Annotated in this window: 18 protein-coding genes and 2 pseudogenes; 13 read left to right on the top strand and 7 right to left on the bottom strand. The window is 61.9% G+C overall.

Translation table 11 applies throughout. The features are described 5' to 3' along the window. Window position 1 precedes the first annotated feature (1 nt). Both pssA and ATY76_RS33790 read left to right on the top strand, forming a co-directional pair. Window positions 2–847 carry a CDP-diacylglycerol--serine O-phosphatidyltransferase gene (gene pssA, locus ATY76_RS22830; protein ID WP_088677002.1) on the top strand — a complete coding sequence of 282 codons (846 nt, stop codon included), beginning with the start codon at window positions 2–4 and terminating at the stop codon, window positions 845–847. Between the two features lie 276 nt (window positions 848–1,123). Next, window positions 1,124–1,270, top strand: a complete 147-nt coding sequence (locus ATY76_RS33790) for a hypothetical protein (RefSeq protein WP_190233715.1) — start codon at window positions 1,124–1,126, stop codon at window positions 1,268–1,270. A gap of 94 nt (window positions 1,271–1,364) precedes the next feature. On the opposite strand, the gene ATY76_RS22825 is transcribed toward ATY76_RS33790, so the two are convergent. Together ATY76_RS22825 and ATY76_RS22820 are read right to left on the bottom strand one after the other, a co-directional pair. After that, window positions 1,365–2,129 (bottom strand): SOS response-associated peptidase, encoded by a 765-nt coding sequence (locus ATY76_RS22825; RefSeq protein WP_088677001.1) that lies wholly within the window; start codon window positions 2,127–2,129, stop codon window positions 1,365–1,367. 71 nt (window positions 2,130–2,200) lie between these two features. Next, window positions 2,201–2,521: pseudogene (locus ATY76_RS22820) on the bottom strand (YnfA family protein). A gap of 116 nt (window positions 2,522–2,637) precedes the next feature. Between ATY76_RS22820 and ATY76_RS22815 the strand changes: the two are divergent. The 8 genes from ATY76_RS22815 (at window position 2,638) to ATY76_RS22780 (ending at window position 7,812) form a co-directional block, all read left to right on the top strand. After that, window positions 2,638–3,072 carry an NUDIX domain-containing protein gene (locus ATY76_RS22815; RefSeq protein ID WP_088677354.1) on the top strand — a complete coding sequence of 145 codons (435 nt, stop codon included), beginning with the start codon at window positions 2,638–2,640 and terminating at the stop codon, window positions 3,070–3,072. 124 nt (window positions 3,073–3,196) lie between these two features. After that, window positions 3,197–3,649, top strand: coding sequence for a TIGR02301 family protein (locus ATY76_RS22810; protein WP_190233714.1), 453 nt, complete (start codon window positions 3,197–3,199; stop codon window positions 3,647–3,649). A gap of 103 nt (window positions 3,650–3,752) precedes the next feature. Further along, entirely contained in the window at window positions 3,753–4,010 is a 258-nt protein-coding gene (locus ATY76_RS22805) for a hypothetical protein (RefSeq protein WP_003578293.1), read from the top strand. An 18-nt stretch (window positions 4,011–4,028) separates the two neighbouring features. Beyond that, complete coding sequence (locus tag ATY76_RS22800; RefSeq protein WP_088677000.1) at window positions 4,029–4,784, top strand: hypothetical protein; 756 nt, start codon at window positions 4,029–4,031, stop codon at window positions 4,782–4,784. Between the two features lie 96 nt (window positions 4,785–4,880). Then, the gene (locus ATY76_RS22795; protein ID WP_088676999.1) at window positions 4,881–5,744 is read left to right on the top strand and encodes a folate-binding protein YgfZ; all 864 of its coding nucleotides are present in this window, start codon (window positions 4,881–4,883) and stop codon (window positions 5,742–5,744) included. Next, a complete protein-coding gene (locus ATY76_RS22790) occupies window positions 5,741–6,340 on the top strand; it encodes an HD family hydrolase (RefSeq protein ID WP_088676998.1) in 600 nt (199 codons plus the stop codon). Before ATY76_RS22795 ends, ATY76_RS22790 begins: the two co-directional genes overlap by 4 nt. Before the next feature lie 4 nt (window positions 6,341–6,344). Further along, a complete protein-coding gene (locus ATY76_RS22785) occupies window positions 6,345–6,875 on the top strand; it encodes a tyrosine phosphatase family protein (RefSeq protein ID WP_088676997.1) in 531 nt (176 codons plus the stop codon). A 58-nt stretch (window positions 6,876–6,933) separates the two neighbouring features. Next, entirely contained in the window at window positions 6,934–7,812 is an 879-nt protein-coding gene (locus tag ATY76_RS22780; protein ID WP_088676996.1) for a mechanosensitive ion channel domain-containing protein, read from the top strand. A 30-nt stretch (window positions 7,813–7,842) separates the two neighbouring features. Here ATY76_RS22780 and ATY76_RS22775 read toward each other — a convergent pair whose 3' ends face one another. Together ATY76_RS22775 and ATY76_RS22770 are read right to left on the bottom strand one after the other, a co-directional pair. Continuing rightward, window positions 7,843–8,358, bottom strand: a complete 516-nt coding sequence (locus tag ATY76_RS22775; RefSeq protein WP_088676995.1) for a superoxide dismutase family protein — start codon at window positions 8,356–8,358, stop codon at window positions 7,843–7,845. A gap of 126 nt (window positions 8,359–8,484) precedes the next feature. Then, a complete protein-coding gene (locus tag ATY76_RS22770) occupies window positions 8,485–8,838 on the bottom strand; it encodes a hypothetical protein (protein WP_190233713.1) in 354 nt (117 codons plus the stop codon). A 438-nt stretch (window positions 8,839–9,276) separates the two neighbouring features. Here ATY76_RS22770 and ATY76_RS22765 point away from each other — a divergent pair, with 438 nt between their 5' ends. From ATY76_RS22765 to ATY76_RS22755, 3 genes are all read left to right on the top strand, one after another. Next, window positions 9,277–11,151, top strand: coding sequence for an EAL domain-containing protein (locus ATY76_RS22765; RefSeq protein WP_088676993.1), 1,875 nt, complete (start codon window positions 9,277–9,279; stop codon window positions 11,149–11,151). 160 nt (window positions 11,152–11,311) lie between these two features. Further along, a complete protein-coding gene (locus ATY76_RS22760) occupies window positions 11,312–11,956 on the top strand; it encodes an HD domain-containing protein (protein WP_088676992.1) in 645 nt (214 codons plus the stop codon). A gap of 23 nt (window positions 11,957–11,979) precedes the next feature. Further along, entirely contained in the window at window positions 11,980–12,837 is an 858-nt protein-coding gene (locus ATY76_RS22755; RefSeq protein WP_088676991.1) for an MOSC domain-containing protein, read from the top strand. 3 nt (window positions 12,838–12,840) lie between these two features. Here ATY76_RS22755 and ATY76_RS22750 read toward each other — a convergent pair whose 3' ends face one another. The 3 genes and pseudogenes from ATY76_RS22750 to ATY76_RS22740 all read right to left on the bottom strand — a co-directional run bounded on the left by ATY76_RS22750 (window position 12,841) and on the right by ATY76_RS22740 (window position 15,237). Beyond that, the gene (locus tag ATY76_RS22750) at window positions 12,841–13,836 is read right to left on the bottom strand and encodes an aldo/keto reductase (protein ID WP_088676990.1); all 996 of its coding nucleotides are present in this window, start codon (window positions 13,834–13,836) and stop codon (window positions 12,841–12,843) included. 98 nt (window positions 13,837–13,934) lie between these two features. Further along, the gene (gene recO / locus ATY76_RS22745; protein WP_088676989.1) at window positions 13,935–14,705 is read right to left on the bottom strand and encodes a DNA repair protein RecO; all 771 of its coding nucleotides are present in this window, start codon (window positions 14,703–14,705) and stop codon (window positions 13,935–13,937) included. Between the two features lie 65 nt (window positions 14,706–14,770). Further along, window positions 14,771–15,237, bottom strand: a pseudogene (locus ATY76_RS22740) (hypothetical protein). Window positions 15,238–15,474 lie beyond the last annotated feature (237 nt).

The raw sequence follows: 15,474 nt of genomic DNA, 5'->3' as shown, positions 1-15,474 counted from the left end.
TATGGAAACGCCCTTTCCGCCTTTCGAACCCAACGGACCCGATGATTCTGCACGCGGTCCGCGTCTGCGCGAAATCCCGTTTCGGCTGGTCTTTCCGAACCTCATCACCATCCTGGCGATCTGTGCCGGATTGACCGGCATCCGGCTCGCTTTCGAAAACCGTTACGAGCTCGCCGTCGCCATGGTGCTGCTCGCCGCCTTCCTCGATGGTATCGATGGGCGCGTGGCGCGGCTGATGAAGGCGACCTCCAAGTTCGGCGCGCAGATGGATTCGCTTGCCGATATCGTCAATTTCGGGGTCGCGCCCGCGCTCGTCGTCTATGTCTTCGCGCTCGACCAAGCCCGCTCGCTCGGCTGGATCGCCGCGCTGATCTATGCAATCGCCGCCGGGCTTCGGCTTGCCCGCTTCAATGTCATGGCCGAACGCGAAAACAAGGCGACCTGGCAGTCGGAATATTTTGTCGGCGTACCGGCGCCTGCCGGCGCTATGCTCGTGCTGCTGCCGGTCTATCTCGGCTTCCTCGGCCTCGCGACCGACCGCACCTTCGCCTATATCTCGTCGATCTATACCGTGTGCATCGCCTTCCTGCTGATCAGCCGGCTGCCGGTCTGGTCCGGGAAATCGGAAGGCAACCGGCTGCGGCGCGATCTGGTGCTGCCGATGATGCTCGGCGTCGTGCTCTATGTGGCCCTGCTGATGAGCTACACCTGGGAGGTGATGGTCTTCACCGTTGCCGCCTACCTCGTATCGCTTCCCTTCGGCGCGCGCAAATGGCGCCGGAAATACGGGACGCTGACGATCGAGGAACCGGGCGTCGGCGACGACGACATCGGCCGGCACATCTGACTCTAAAGCACTCCCGATTTCTCCAGGTCGCGGAAATAGTCCTCTCCCCTCATTCCCGGCGAAAAGTGCCATGGCTTTTTTTCCGGAAAAGCCTCCACGCGCTTTTATTGGAACCACCCCCTTCAGTAAGTATTAACCAACGTAGGCTTCAGTTAAGCCTCGCGAATTATGGTGCGTGTTTACAATTCCTGATAAGCGACGTCGCCGTTTTGTCGCTATTTTTGACCAGACAGGAAACTATAAACAGCTAGGGACGAACCACGTAAGGAGAGTATCGTGACTTCGAAGAAGAACAGTACCGGCGAACCGCAGGCCGCCAAGCCGGATCTCGCCGCCAACTACCGTCCGGTCGGACTGAAGGCCGTTGCCGCAGCATCGCTGATGGCGAAAAATAAGCCGGCCGGCGTCAAAAAATCCGCATAAAGCGTAGGATCGAAGAGGCGATCGCCTGCTGACGCAAGTCGGGCAAGACGAGCGAAGCGGATGCGAAGCCAGGCAAGAAGCGGCGGATGCCGTTTCAGAAGAAACTGAGCTGGGCGTCGTCCGGCTTCTGCTTCTCAGGCGCTTGGGCCGGCTTTTCGATGGCAACAGGCTCCTGCAGGTCAGGTCCCATATTGGCGACCTTGTTGACCTTGTCCGAGACTGGTATGGCCTCGAAGAAATCCTCCTGAACGGGTCTCATCAAGTCGACCACCTCGCGCGGCTCCCGCGTCTTGCAATCCAGCCAGCGGGAGAAATCCTCAGGCTTGATGACGACAGGCATGCGGTCGTGGATCGCGGATATGCCGGAATTCGCCGCGGTCGTCAGGATCGCGCCGGTATCAACCTCGGATCCGTCTGCCGAGGACCACGTCTCCATCAATCCGGCAAAAGCGATGACGCCCCCCCGTTGCGGCCTGATCCAATAGGCCTGCGGCTTCTCGCCGCTTTCCTTGGATGGACGATGCCATTCATAGAAGCCGGTCGCCGGAATCAGTACCCGGCGATGGCGCATGGCGGCGCGGAAGGAGGCCTTGCCGATCGCGGTCTCGGCGCGGGCATTGATCAGCAGCGGGAATTCCTTCGGATCCTTGACCCAGGCGGGCGTGAGGCCCCAGCGCACGAGCACGGCGCGACGGTCGGCCAGGTTGCTGCTCCGCTCCCTGCCCTCGCCCTCTATGACGACGAGGATCGGCTGGGTCGGCGCGATGTTGTAGCGCGCCGGAAAGTCGTCGAGATCGAGACCGGAGAAGATATCGCGCAGGTCGGCGCTGGAGCTTGTCAGGGCGAAACGTCCACACACGCCCTGTCTTTGCACCCTGCCCGTGTCAGGTCAAGCCGCCCAAAGCGCTGCTCAGTTTCACACGGCAGGCTTCAGCCTCTCGGACCAAAGAGGATGATACTCGCCCCGCCAAGGCAGATCAGCGCCCCTGAAATGTCGTAGCGATCCGGCACGCGGCTTTCGATCAGCCAGAGCCAGAGCAGCGAAGCAAGGATATAGATGCCGCCATAGGCGGCGTAGGTGCGGCCGGCCGCCTCGCTCGGCACCAGCGTCAACAGCCAAGCGAAAAGCGCCAGAGAGACCATGCCCGGGACCAGTCACCAGATGGGCTTGCCGAGCTTCAGCCATGCCCAGAAGGCGAAACAGCCGGCGATTTCGAAGACGGCGGCAAAGCCGTAAATAATGTAGGTCATGGGAGCCCTTTCGATCCGCCACGACTATCCCCGCGAAAAGTGGGGAAGCCAAGAAGGGACGAGGTGCAAATGTCGGCCCATGAGATAGGATGGGTCATCCGAGCCACGAGCAGCCGATGATTTCCACCGCCAAAGCCGCCTCTTCCGCCATTCTTGAACGCGACGGACGATTCCTTCTGGTGTTACGGCGCAATCCGCCTTCCGCCGACATGTATGCCTTTCCCGGCGGACGGGCCGAGCCGGGCGAAACGCCGGAACAAACGGCGCTTCGGGAATTTCATGAGGAAACCGGCATCCCGGCGCGCAATCCACGGCTGTTTTCGAGCTATGACCTCAAGACCCATGCTGCCGACGGCAGCGTCAGCAGCCATTTCCTGCTCTCGGTCTTTCGAGTGGATGCGGATCCAGATGCCGTGGCTGAAGCGGCCGACGATGCAGCCGCACTCGGCTGGTACACGGTGGAGGAAATCCGGCAGCTGCCTGTGCCACAGAGCGTGCTCGAATGCGCAGAGCGATTGGAACAGGACAGATTTCAGGCCGACTCGACCTAAAATCTGAATCCTGTTCTAAATTTAAAGTTAGAGCATGATGTCGTCCGAAAACCGCTCACACTTTTCGGCATCATGCTCAGCGGCGAATAGAAGTGGAAATTATCCGGCCCGCCTTGTTGCCGTCATGCTCAACGTATCAACTGATCGCATGATTCCTCTTCGCCGCGTCTTTCTGTCCCTGCTCCTCCTGGCCGGCCCTACGCTGGCGCAGGGCAAGAACACGCCGCCGCCTCCACCCGTGCAGGAAACTGCGCCGCCGCCGGCGCCTGTAATCGTGCCCTATGACGACAAGCTGGCGCGGTTCGCCGAGGTTCTGGGCTCCGTGCATTACCTCAGGACGCTCTGCAAGGCGGCGGGCGGCGACGAATGGCGAAGGGGCATGCAGCGGCTGCTCGATTCGGAAGCGGGGGGCGAGCCGCAGCGCAAGGAAAGGCTCACTGCAGCCTTCAATCGCGGCTATCGCGCCTTCGCTTCGGTCTACACGGATTGCACCGCGGCGGCCATCGTGGCAGAAGAGCGCTACCGTAACGAAGGTGCAACACTCGCCACAGAAATTACTTCGCGCTTTGGAAATTGACGTTTAATTAACCTGTTTTCGCATGCGGACGTGTCGTTTTGGGAAAAGGCTGTTAGTGTTGTTAACGGTGCAGTAAGACATGAGAAGTTCTGAGGAAAAGACAATGGAAGCAAGCCTCAACGAAATCGACGACATGATCGTCCACGAGAAGATGCAGGCGGCTCTGGAGTACCAGAACGAGGCTTGGGCCGACGGCATGGCCGACGGAATCGAGCCTGAAATCATTGCCGACGCCGCAATTGCGCATGCCCTGCGCGAGACGATCAGATTGCACGGGGAAAGCAGCGCCGAAGCCCTGCTGGATTCGCTGCGCGAGCGCATGCTGGCCGGCGAATTCTCCGCAAACCGCACCCTGCAATAACCGATATCAGAGAGTTTGATGCGCACCGGTAAAGAGAAAGTTTCGCGAATCCCGCTCGCGCCGGTGCTGCTTGCGTTCAGCCTGACCGGCAATATTTTCCTGGCGCCGGCAGCTTACGCCCTTTCCGAACTGCACAAAATCCCCGGCCAGGCCGCCAATGAAGCGCCGTCCGCGCAGGGAATCGGTCAAGGGCAGAGCCAGCCCCAGGGCGGAACCGCTCCCGGCGTTCCCATGGCCGATCCGCTGGTCAGCAGCCAGAACAATCAGGGTGTCGACAAAACGCCGGGTGCACAGGATGCTTCCAAGCCCGCCGAGGTGATCTACGATATCAGCAAGGTGCCCGAGCCGGTTCGCAAGCTGCGCGAACAGATCGTCGAGGCGGCCGCCTCCGGCGATCTCGAGCGGCTGCGGCCGCTGATGGGCGCCGGCGCCGACCAGACGCAGGTCACGGTCGGCGAGCCGACCGACGACCCGATCAGCACGCTGAAGGACCTTTCGGGCGATCCGGATGGAGACGAGATCCTCGCCATCATGCTCGATATCATCTCGACCGGCTTCGTGCATGTCGGCGCAGGCACGCCCGACGAAATGTATGTCTGGCCCTATTTTGCCGAGAAGGACCTGAAGTCGCTGACGCCGCCGGAGCGCGTCGAGCTGCTGCGCATCGTCACCGCTGGCGATCTTTCCGACATGCAGGAGTTCGGCGGGTATAATTTCTACCGGCTCGGCATCACGCCTGCCGGCAAATGGAAATTCTTCACCGCGGGCGACTGACGCGCCGCGCTTCGCACCGTGGCGTCGCGCATGACGCTTGCGATCCATCCTGCAAAGACATACCTCTGAGCGAAGACCAACGCGACGGGTTCCGCCATGCCAGACGTATTCCTGAAAGACCGCGCACTGCTCTTCGTCAGCGGCGCGGAAGCCCAACCCTTCCTGCAGAACCTGATCACCACCGATATCGTTTCGCTGGGCGCGGACGAGGCGCGGCCGGGGGCACTGCTGACGCCGCAAGGCAAGATCCTGTTCGATTTCATGGTCTGGCGGGAGGGTGACGGATATATGCTCGAAACGGATGCCGGCCAGCGCGACGGACTGCTGAAGCGACTGACGATGTACAAGCTGCGCGCCGCCGTTACGCTTGCGGCGCATGCCCAAGAAGGCGTCACCGTTTCCTGGAGTGACGATGCCGATGGCGTCCCGGGCGTCCGGGACAGCCAGGGCGTCCGAGACAGCCGCTTCGCCAAGGCGGGTGTCACCCTGGTCCGCCGGGCAGGACGGCATGGCGACGACGCGGAGGCCCTGTACGACACGCTGCGCATCAGCCACGGCATTGTCACATCGGGAGCGGATTTCGCCCTGCAGGACGCCTTCCCGCATGACGTGCTGATGGACTTGAACGGCGGTCTTTCCTTCAAGAAGGGCTGCTATGTCGGCCAGGAGGTCGTCTCACGCATGCAGCACCGCGGTACCGCCCGCCGACGCGTCGTCACGGTTTCCGCCGCGACCGCCTTGCCAGAAACGGGGGCGGAGATCACCGCGGCCGGCAAACCCGTCGGTACGCTCGGCTCGGTCGAAGGCGGCAAGGGGCTGGCGATCGTGCGCATCGACCGCGCCGGCGCCGCGATAGCGGCGAGCACGCCGCTGCTCGCCGGCGAAACGCCGGTCTCTCTCGCTCTGCCGACATGGTCCGGCCTCGCCTTCCCCACGAGCGCCGACGAGGCCAGCGCGTGACAATGGCGAAAGCTCCGCGTGCCTGGCAACGCATGCTGTCCGGGCGCAGGCTCGATCTGCTCGACCCCTCGCCTCTCGACGTCGAACTCATCGACATCGCCCATGGACTTGCGCGCGTTGCCCGCTGGAATGGCCAGACTTCGGGCGATCATGCCTTTTCGGTGGCGCAGCACAGCCTCCTCGTCGAAGATATCTTCCGGCGCTTCAACGATGCCAGGCCGGAGGAATGCCTGATGGCGCTGCTGCATGACGCACCTGAATATGTGATCGGCGACATGATCTCGCCGTTCAAATCGGTGGTCGGCGGCGGGTATAAGGCGGTGGAAACGCGGCTGGAAGCCGCCGTGCATCTGCGCTTCGGCCTCCCCCCGCATCCCTCGCGCGACCTCAAGGAGCGGATCAAAAAGGCCGATACGATCGCCGCCTATTTCGAGGCGACGGTGCTCGCAGGCTTCACGCCCGCCGAAGCACAGAAATTCTTCGGTCAGCCGCGCGGCATCAGCAGGGACATGCTGATGATCGAGCCGCTGCCGGCTCTCACCGCGCAGCGCCTGTTCTGTGAGCGCTTCGCGGCAATCGAGGCCGAGCGGGGGTGACATCGTGAGCTACATCGTCGTTTCGCCGCTGTCTCGCATCGCGGAAATGGCGGTCCGCCACAAGGCGCGCGACATGATCAGCCTGATCGCCAAGGAGCAATCCTTTCATCGGCCGGCAGTGATTGCGGCCGAGCGTCATCTGACACTCGGCATGAACGACATCAGCTTCAAGGGCACCGGCGATCTCGTGGCGCCTGACGAGACGCACGTTCGAGCCCTGATCGACTTTGCCGCCTCATGGCGTCAGGAGACACCACTGCTCATCCATTGCTGGATGGGTGTATCCCGCTCTCCGGCGGCCGCGCTGATCGCTGCCCTGTCGCTGGCACCCGATCAGAGCGAGGAAGAGCTTGCATACAGGCTGCGGACCGCCTCGCCTTTCGCCACGCCGAATGCCCGGCTGATCGAAATCGGCGATGCCCTGCTTAACCGCGGCGGCCGGCTGGTTACGGCCGTGCAGGCAATCGGCCGTGGCGCCGATGCTGACGGCAACGCGCCTTTCCTGCTCGCGATCAAAGACACCGCCAGCGGTTGACGCTACCGCGCCCTGCTCCATCTAGCCCCACGACGCATGATCAGCAGGGCCAGAATCTATGGAACAACAGGCAAACGATGTCCTCCTCGCCACGCGCACAGCGCTCAGCCAGGCAAGCGCGCTCGCCGTACAATATTCCTTCTCCATTCTCGGGGCAGTGATCCTGCTCGTCGTCGGCTGGACGCTGGCCGGCTTCATCAGCCGCTGGGCCTATGAAGGCCTGTCGCGCATCCATGGCATCGACGAAACGCTGGCGCGCTTCTTCACCAATGTGGTGCGCTATGCGCTGCTCATCCTTGTGTTCATTACCGTGCTCGGCCAGTTCGGCGTCCAGACTGCTTCGATCATCGCGACGCTAGGCGCGGCGGGCCTGGCGATCGGTCTGGCGCTCCAGGGGACGCTGCAGAATATCGCAGCCGGCATCATGCTCTTGGTTCTCAGGCCGTTCCGCGTCGGCGAATATATCGAAACCAGCAGCGTGGCCGGAACGGTGCGCGAGATCGGGTTGTTTGCGACAGAACTCAGGACCGGCGACGGGCTCTATCGGCTCGCGCCGAATTCGACGCTCTGGAACACGCCGATTACCAACTTCAGTCGCGAACCGACGCGGCAGAACGACCTTAAGATCAACATTTCTCGTGAGGACGACCTTGATCTGGCGATGGAGACGCTAATGGGCACTGCCAAACGCAATCCCAAGGTGCTGACGTCACCGGCACCCAGCGTTTTCATCGACAGCCTTGGTGACAGCACAATATCAGTCACGCTGCGCTACTGGGCAAAGACAGGTGACTGGTGGCAGGTAAGCCGGGACATGGTGAAGCGGGTAAAGCTTGCCTTCGACGAAAAGGACGATCCGGCCGCCATGCCGGAGGATTCGGCGCCCGGAAAAAGGTCCAACGGTACCGCGATGGCCGAAAAGCCGACGCGGCAGTAAAACCTTGCAGCGCGGGAGCGGTCGTCGGCTCTATTGGACGACGCCGCAGGAAAGTCTTTCTCCGGCGTCGCCGGAAGGCTGGCTGCGATAATCATCCGAATTGGCGTGCACCATCAATGCCCGACCGCGAATGCCGTCGGTCTTGCCGTCGAGGGTGACCATTGTGTTGAAGATCTGCGCCCTCAGCACGCCGTCCTGTCCGACATATTGATTGGGCATATCGCCGGGGTGCGGCCCCTTGGCGGCCAGAATGCCGTGCTCCGCCTTCTCGGGTTTGAAATGGCCGCCCGCCGATTCATGGTGGGTCGCGGCGTCGCAACGGCCGGTCTCGTGAACATGGAAGGCCACCCATTTGTTCGCGGGCAGTCCTGATATCTCGACTTCGATCAGGACGCCGCCATTGGCGGCGGCCGTCAACTGCGCGCGGCCGTCCTCCTTGCCGTCCTTATCGACGAAATTGGCGACCGCCGTCTGCTTCTCCTGGGCGCCTGCCGGAAATGCAACAGCAAGCAAGCTCAGGGCGGCAATGGTGCACATGGCTTTCATGGAGATCTCCTTCCGTCCGGTTGTCCTTTTGAACGTGTCAGCCCGGAAGGTGTTCCTGATGCAAGGCCTGGAACGAGAAAAGCCGGCCAAACGGCCGGCTTGCAGATCGTCAAGTTGAGACGCCACTCAGGCCACAGCGTTGAAATCGAACTGGCCGTAGGTGTTGCGGTAGAGAGCGTCGGACTGATCGCCGGTGGAAGGCGCGGTCTGCTGCAACGGATAGGGAACGGCGATGCTGTTGCCCACGTCGCTGCGACGCGTATCCATCATCAGCGCGACGAGGCTGCCGGAGAACTTCGGCTGCGCATCGCTTGCCTGGTCCTCTTCCAGGATTTCCTTGATGATGCCGGGCTTCTCGTCCGCAGCGCGTTCGCCGCGGCTGAGCACGCCGTCGCCATTGGCATCGAGCCGGGACAGCGTCGCCAGATATGCATATGAAGTGTCTGAAACGGATGTGGTGCGGGTCATACAAACCTCCATTCACCGCCTTCTGCCGGTGGTGTTTGTACGCAATACGAAGGTGAGAAAATCAGGTGTTGAAGTGGTGGTTAAACTGATTTGCGCAGTGCGTCAATAAGTTGTTAACCTCTGCTTAACGATGATTGACAAAACCTAAAGGAGCAACGGGTAAGAGCTTTCGGCCCTCTCCAGCCGGCCGCATGCTCCCGTATTTCAGAGGTTTTTCACATATAAAACAAATGCATGAGGGCATGCATATCTCTGCTGCAATGCAACCGAATATTAATTCGGACCATACAAAGTGAGAGGCGCAAATCACTACCAGACCGTTTATCCTGCAGAAAATCAATTTCTGAGCACCATTGAGGAAAGTTCCATGTCCGGCGCGATGAGGTACGTCCATCAGAGAAAGACGCGTTCTGCCGTTGCCGTCACCACCTCCCTGCAAGACGCACCCACATGAAAGCCGAGACGCTCTTCTGGCAACAATGCGCGCAGGCCGTCACAGCGGATGGCTCGATCGACGCACAGCGTCTGATGGATCTCGTGATCGCCACCTATCGCAGCCATGAAAGCGACTATGGCGAAATCGAGAGAAGTGTCGAAACGCTGCTGAGGGAAACCCGAGCGCTGAAAGGCGAGGTTGCCTCGGTCACGCAGGCATTCGCGGAACAGAAAGAGCTCTTCGAAGTCATTCTCGACAACCTGCCGCTCGGCCTCAGCGTCTTCGACGCCGATCAGCGGCTGAGCTTTTCCAACACCCGCTTCCGTCAGCTCTTCGGCCTCAAGCGAGAAGATGTCGATGCGGGTGCGACGATTGCCGATCTCATCGGCAGAATACGCGGCACGGAGAGCGCCGGCGCGAGGCCCGACCAGCGGAGCAGAAAGCATTCCACCGCGACCGCAAGAAACGACAGCCTTCGTCGGCGTGAATGGCGAATGGACGATGGCCGCATCATCCAGAGCATGGTGACCATCCTTGCGGACGGCAGCAGTATCGCAATCCATGCCGATATTACCGACGATCGAAAGGCAGCCGAGCGCATCACCTATCTCGCGCACCACGACCCGCTGACCGGCCTTCCGAACCGCATCCATTTCCGCGAGCAGGTCGATGCGGCACTCGCCGAGCGCAGGCCGGACGAGCAGATCGCGCTCGTGCATCTCAATCTCGACCGGTTCAAATCGATCAACAACACGATGGGTGCTTCGGCCGGCGACAAGATCCTGCAGCAGGTTGCCGATCGTATCCGCGCCTCGGCCGGGGGAAACATCCTGGCGCGGCTCGGTTCGGACGAATTCGCCATTCTCCAGACCGGCAGGCAGCAGCCGTGGAACGTCACGGCGCTTGCCGACCAGATCCGCCGGGAACTATCCGAACCGTTCCTCCGCGGCGAAAAACAGATGGAACTCAGCGTCTCCATGGGCATCGCGGTCGCGCCGGGGGATGGCGAGGAAACCGATGTGCTGCTGAAACATGCCGGCGTGGCCCTCTCGCACGCCAAGGCGGACGGACGCAAGCGCGAGCGCTTCTTCACCGACGAGATGGAGGCGCAGATGCAACTACGCCACGCGCTGGAGGCCGACCTCACAGCCGCCATGCAGAAGGAAGAATTCGAGCTGCATTACCAGCCGCTCTACGATCTTTCGCAGCGGCGCATCTGCGGCTTCGAAGCCTTGATCCGCTGGAACCATCCGGTCCGGGGCCGCGTTTCGCCGATGGATTTCATTCCCCTTGCGGAGGAACTCGGCCTCATCGTCGATATCGGCCGCTGGGTTTTGCGCCAGGCCTGCAGCGATGCGGCGCAATGGCCGGAGGAGATCAAGGTTGCCGTCAACGTTTCGGCGATCCAGTTCAGCGGCGCCGACCTGCCGCAGGATGTCAGCGAGGCCCTTGCCTCCGCCTCACTGTCGCCATCGCGGCTCGAACTCGAAATCACCGAGAGCGTGCTGATGGAAAACCTCTCCGAGGTGCTGCCGATCCTGCATGCGCTGAAGGAGCACGGCATCCGCATCTCGATGGACGATTTCGGCACCGGCTATTCGTCGCTGAGCTACCTCTCGAGCTTCCCCTTCGACAAGATCAAGATCGACAAATCCTTCGTCAACGACATTGCCGACAACAAGGAGGCTCATGCGATCATGCGCGCGATCATCCTGCTCGGCGATGCGCTCGGCATGCGCGTCACCGTCGAGGGCGTCGAAACCGCCGCGCAAGTGGCGCTGCTCGAATGCGAGGAATGCGACGAGATCCAGGGCTACTACATCAGTCAGCCGAGGCCGGCGCGCGACATTCCCCATCTTCTCTCCCTGCCGCCGAAGACGGCGGCATGAGGGATTATTCCGAAGCCGCTTCGATTGCGACTCGCGCGGCAAGCCGGTACTAGAACTTAGGCTCTGCAGATCTCGCTGCGAAACTCGTCTGCCCGCCTGCATCCGGCTTCGGCCGGTCTTCCATCGACAGAACCCGATTTTCTCAACGACAGGTGACGCAATGTTCGTGGCCGAGGCCTTCTCTCCTCATGAAACGCTTGCAGCAGCACTGGTCTCGCATGCGGCCGAAGGCGACGACGGCTCGCACGACCTCGCCCATATCCTGCGCGTCTTCAAGAACGCCATGCGCATCCATGCCGGAGAAGGCGGAGACGGGCGCGTTCTTGCCGCCTCCGTACTTCTGCACGACTGCGTCGCGGTCGAGAAGAATTCGCCGCTGAGGGCAAAGGCATCGGCGCTGGCGGCCGAGAAGGCATCGGCGATACTGGCAGAACTCGGCTGGAGCAGCGAAGATATGGAGGCCGTGGCCCATGCCATCACCGCCCACAGCTTCTCGGCCGGCGTGACGCCGCAGACGATGGAGGCGAAGATCCTGCAGGATGCCGACCGGCTGGACGCGATCGGCATGGTCGGCGCGGCGCGCTGCTTCTATATCGGCGGGCGTCTGGGATCAGGGCTTTACGATCCGTTCGATCCGGCTGGGACCAACCGCCAGCTCGACGACAAGCGCTATGCCATTGACCACTTCCAGACGAAGCTGTTCAAACTGGCGGAAGGATTCCAGACCGAGACCGGCCGCAGGCTGGCGGCGGCGCGCGACAAGAGCCTGCGCGACTTTCTCTCGGCCTTCATGGACGAAATTTAGGGGACGAAACCCAGGAGAACGGCATGCGTGTCAGCGACCTCTTCATCTACCCTCTCAAGAGCGCTCGCGGCATTGCCCTGCCCGCCGCCGAGATCGACGCCTACGGGCTTCCCGGCGACCGGCGGGCGATGATTGCCGATGCGCAGGGCCACTTCATCACCCAGCGCGAATTGCCGGGCCTCGCACGCATCGACGTGCGATCCGAATCGGGCGCCTTCCGGCTGCTGATGCAGGGAAGGCAGGAAATAGCAGTACCGCCGCCTCAGCCTGACAGCCGCATGGATGTGACCGTGTGGAAATCGACCGTCAGCGCCGCTGTTGCCGACCCGGAAAGCAACCGCCAGCTTTCCGAATGGCTCGGCCGCGAGGTGCGGCTGGTCTTCTTCGACGGGCAAGCGCGGCGCACGGCAAACGCCGAATGGGCCGGGGAAGGCACGCCCGTCAGCTTCACCGACGGCTATCAGATCCTGGTGACGACGACCGGCTCGCTGAAAGGGTTGAATGCCGATCTCGCCGCCCATGGGGAGGGAAGCGTCGGCATGGAACGCTTCCGCCCGAACATCGTCATCGACACCGACGAGGCCTGGTCGGAGGACCGCTGGGCGGCGATCGAGATCGTCGGCATCCGCTTCGATCTCGTCAAACCCTGCTCCCGCTGCATCATGACGACGCAGGATCAGCAGACGGGTTCGCGCGACGTGGCGAACCCGATGCCCGCCATGGGCCGCATTCGAATGTCGGCTGACCGGCGTGTGCCCGGCCCGCTCTTCGGCTGGAACGCCACGCCGCGCGGCAGCGGCCGGATCTCGATCGGAGACGCCGTCCGCATCCTCGAAGAGAGACCCGAAGGCTGGGCGCTCAAACGCCGCGCCGCAGCCTGATCGTCAAACCCGGGCGAGCGCTTCGTCGATCCCCGCCATGACATCGGCCGATAGCGGCCCCTTTTCCAGCGCGCCTGCATTTTCCTCGACCTGAGCGACGGTGCGGAAGCCAGGAATGGGAAGGGTGTGCGGCGAGCGCGCCCAAAGCCAGGCAAGCGCCCCTTGCGTCAGCGAACGGCCGCCCGATGTCAGGAGATCGCGGACGGCATCGAGCCGTGCGGCGAATTCCGGGGCCATACGCCCATCCTTGAAATAGACCATCCAGTCGAGGGCGGCACCACGCACATCCTTGGCGCCGACAGCCTTGTCGGCGGTAAATTTTCCGGTGAGCAGCCCCATGGCCAGCGGACCGCGATTGATGGAGATCAGGTTTTCGCTCTCGATCACCGCGATCATCTTCGGCACCGGCTCGAAGACGTTCATCGTATGCTGGACCGAGACATATCCTTGGCGGCCGGCATGACGGCCGGCCCGATCCGGATAATCGGTGCTCCAGCCGAACGCATCGATCTTGCCTTCACTGCGCAGCGCTTCCAGCACGTCGAAGACGGCATCCGATTGCTCCGGCGGAAAATCATTGAGGTGGAATTGCAGAAGGTCGAGGCGATCGCGCTTCAGACGGCGCAGCGAGGTCTCGACAGAGCGGCGGATGAAGGCTTCATCGGCAAAGGCGCCGATTGCTTGCTTCGTTTCAGGATCAGTAGCGAAGCCGAATTTGGTGGCGATGACGATATCGTCGCGATTGCCGATCGCGCGGCCGAGAACCTCTTCCGAGTGACCGGCGCCGTAGTTCGAGGCGGTGTCGAAGAAACGAATGCCAAGCTCGATGGCGCGGTCGATGGCAGCGACCGACTCATCGTCGTCGACCTCCCCCCAGCCGAGCGGCGTCTCGCCGGCAAAGAAGGGGCCGCCGATCGCCCAGCATCCCATGCCGAGGCGCGGAATTTCGCGGCCGTTCCAGAGCGTGATCGTCGCCGATGGTGTGGGCTTGGTCAGCATGACATCCTCCTTGGCTGGCTGCCCCAAGACATAGGAAGCGCGCATGGGCGGGTAAACCGCCAAATCCGGAGGATGTTTTGCAGCAGTAAAAAACGATGTCAGGCCGAAATGCCGTTCGGACCGGACAGCGCGCTCAAAGCCGGGTTCAGCGCCTTGAGCGCAGCCTGGACGAAGCCATCGCGGGCTGCCCCGGCCTCGATGCCGCGCGGCTCGTAGACATGGCGGTGCAGAAAGAACCCGGTCAGCCGGAATGCGGCGGCCAGACTGTCGAAATCGGCGGCGTGGCTGCCTTCGGCGCCGAGGAATGGCGGCAGGAGCAGCATCTTGTCGGCCCAGGGTGCGCCGGCGCTGCGGCTGACGGCGCGGCCGGACTTCGGCGAAACATAGGCAAGGTCGGAACGGACGCCGGTGGCGGCGCATTCGGCAAGATCGAGGCCGAAGCCGAGATCGTTCAGCACCGCAAGCTCGAAACGCACGAACAGCTCGCCGGCATCGGCCGGATTGTGCAGATGATCGAGGATGACCTCCAGCGCATCGAAGAGATGCGGATGCGGGTCACGCTCCGGCAGCAGCCTGAGCAGCGCCCCCATCGCCTGGACGCCATAGACGGCGGTCGCCGTTTCCATCAGGCGGGCGGCGCGCAGCGTCACCGGCTCGACGCGGAATTCGCCGAGATGCTCGTCAAGCCTGGCACGCCAGATGATCTCCACCGCATTGCCCGGCTGCAGCACCGGCTGCATCGCCCGAGAGCGGCCGGAACGCACCATTCCGAGATGGCGGCCGCGATCACGCGTCATCACCTCGGCGATGACGCTCGTCTCGCCGTGGCGTTTGACGCCCAGAATGATCGCATGGTCTTGCCACTGCATCGAAAGAAGCCTTTACGGACGACGAATCATCCTAATGCAAGGGCCGGCTTATGTCATGAAAGCCTTCAGGCCGCAGCCGGGAAAAGCCTCTGCAGGAATTCCCGCATCGCCCTCTCGTCGAAAGGCTTTACCAGAAGCGGGATATGCTGCAGGTCGGGCGGAAAATCGCGCGGATCGGAATAGCCGCTGACGAAGCCGAAGGGGATGCCGACATCGAGAAGATGGCGGGCAAATCCGAAGCTCATTCCCTCGCCGAGATTGACGTCGAGAAGAGCAAAATCATACCGCTGCGCAGCGATGGCCGCCCTCGCCTGCTCCAGGCTGCCGACGATATCGATGCTCTGGACACCGGAGAGGCGCAGAATATCTTCCGCCTCCATCGCGATGATCAGACTGTCCTCAAGAACCAGAACACGAATTGCGCTCATGATTCCATGCCCTCACCGGGCCGCCCCAGTCGTTCCGCCAACATCATTGCCTCCGGTGCCCCGCATGGCACGCTATCGGTGAATTCCGCCACCACGTCCTGAATAAAACATTTTTCTGCCCAGTCGATAAGAATCAAATCGGAGGGAAGACGGTGACGACCTTATTTTCCCAACTGCTAATCCGCATTTAAAAAAGACATAACAAACCGGCTGGCTAAGGTTTGTTGAGATTCGGGATTCCCATTTTACCGGAGAAATGATTCAAGCTCCCAAACGGAGTTTGTCATGGAACGATTTGTTTTGACGGACGCCCAATGGGCGAAGATGGAACCTCATTGTCT

The sequence above is a fragment of the Rhizobium sp. R339 genome, from assembly GCF_002211395.1.
GTDB lineage: Bacteria > Pseudomonadota > Alphaproteobacteria > Rhizobiales > Rhizobiaceae > Rhizobium.
The sequence above is the reverse complement of the archived record's forward strand: the minus strand, read 5'-3'. Positions and strand labels throughout refer to the sequence as shown.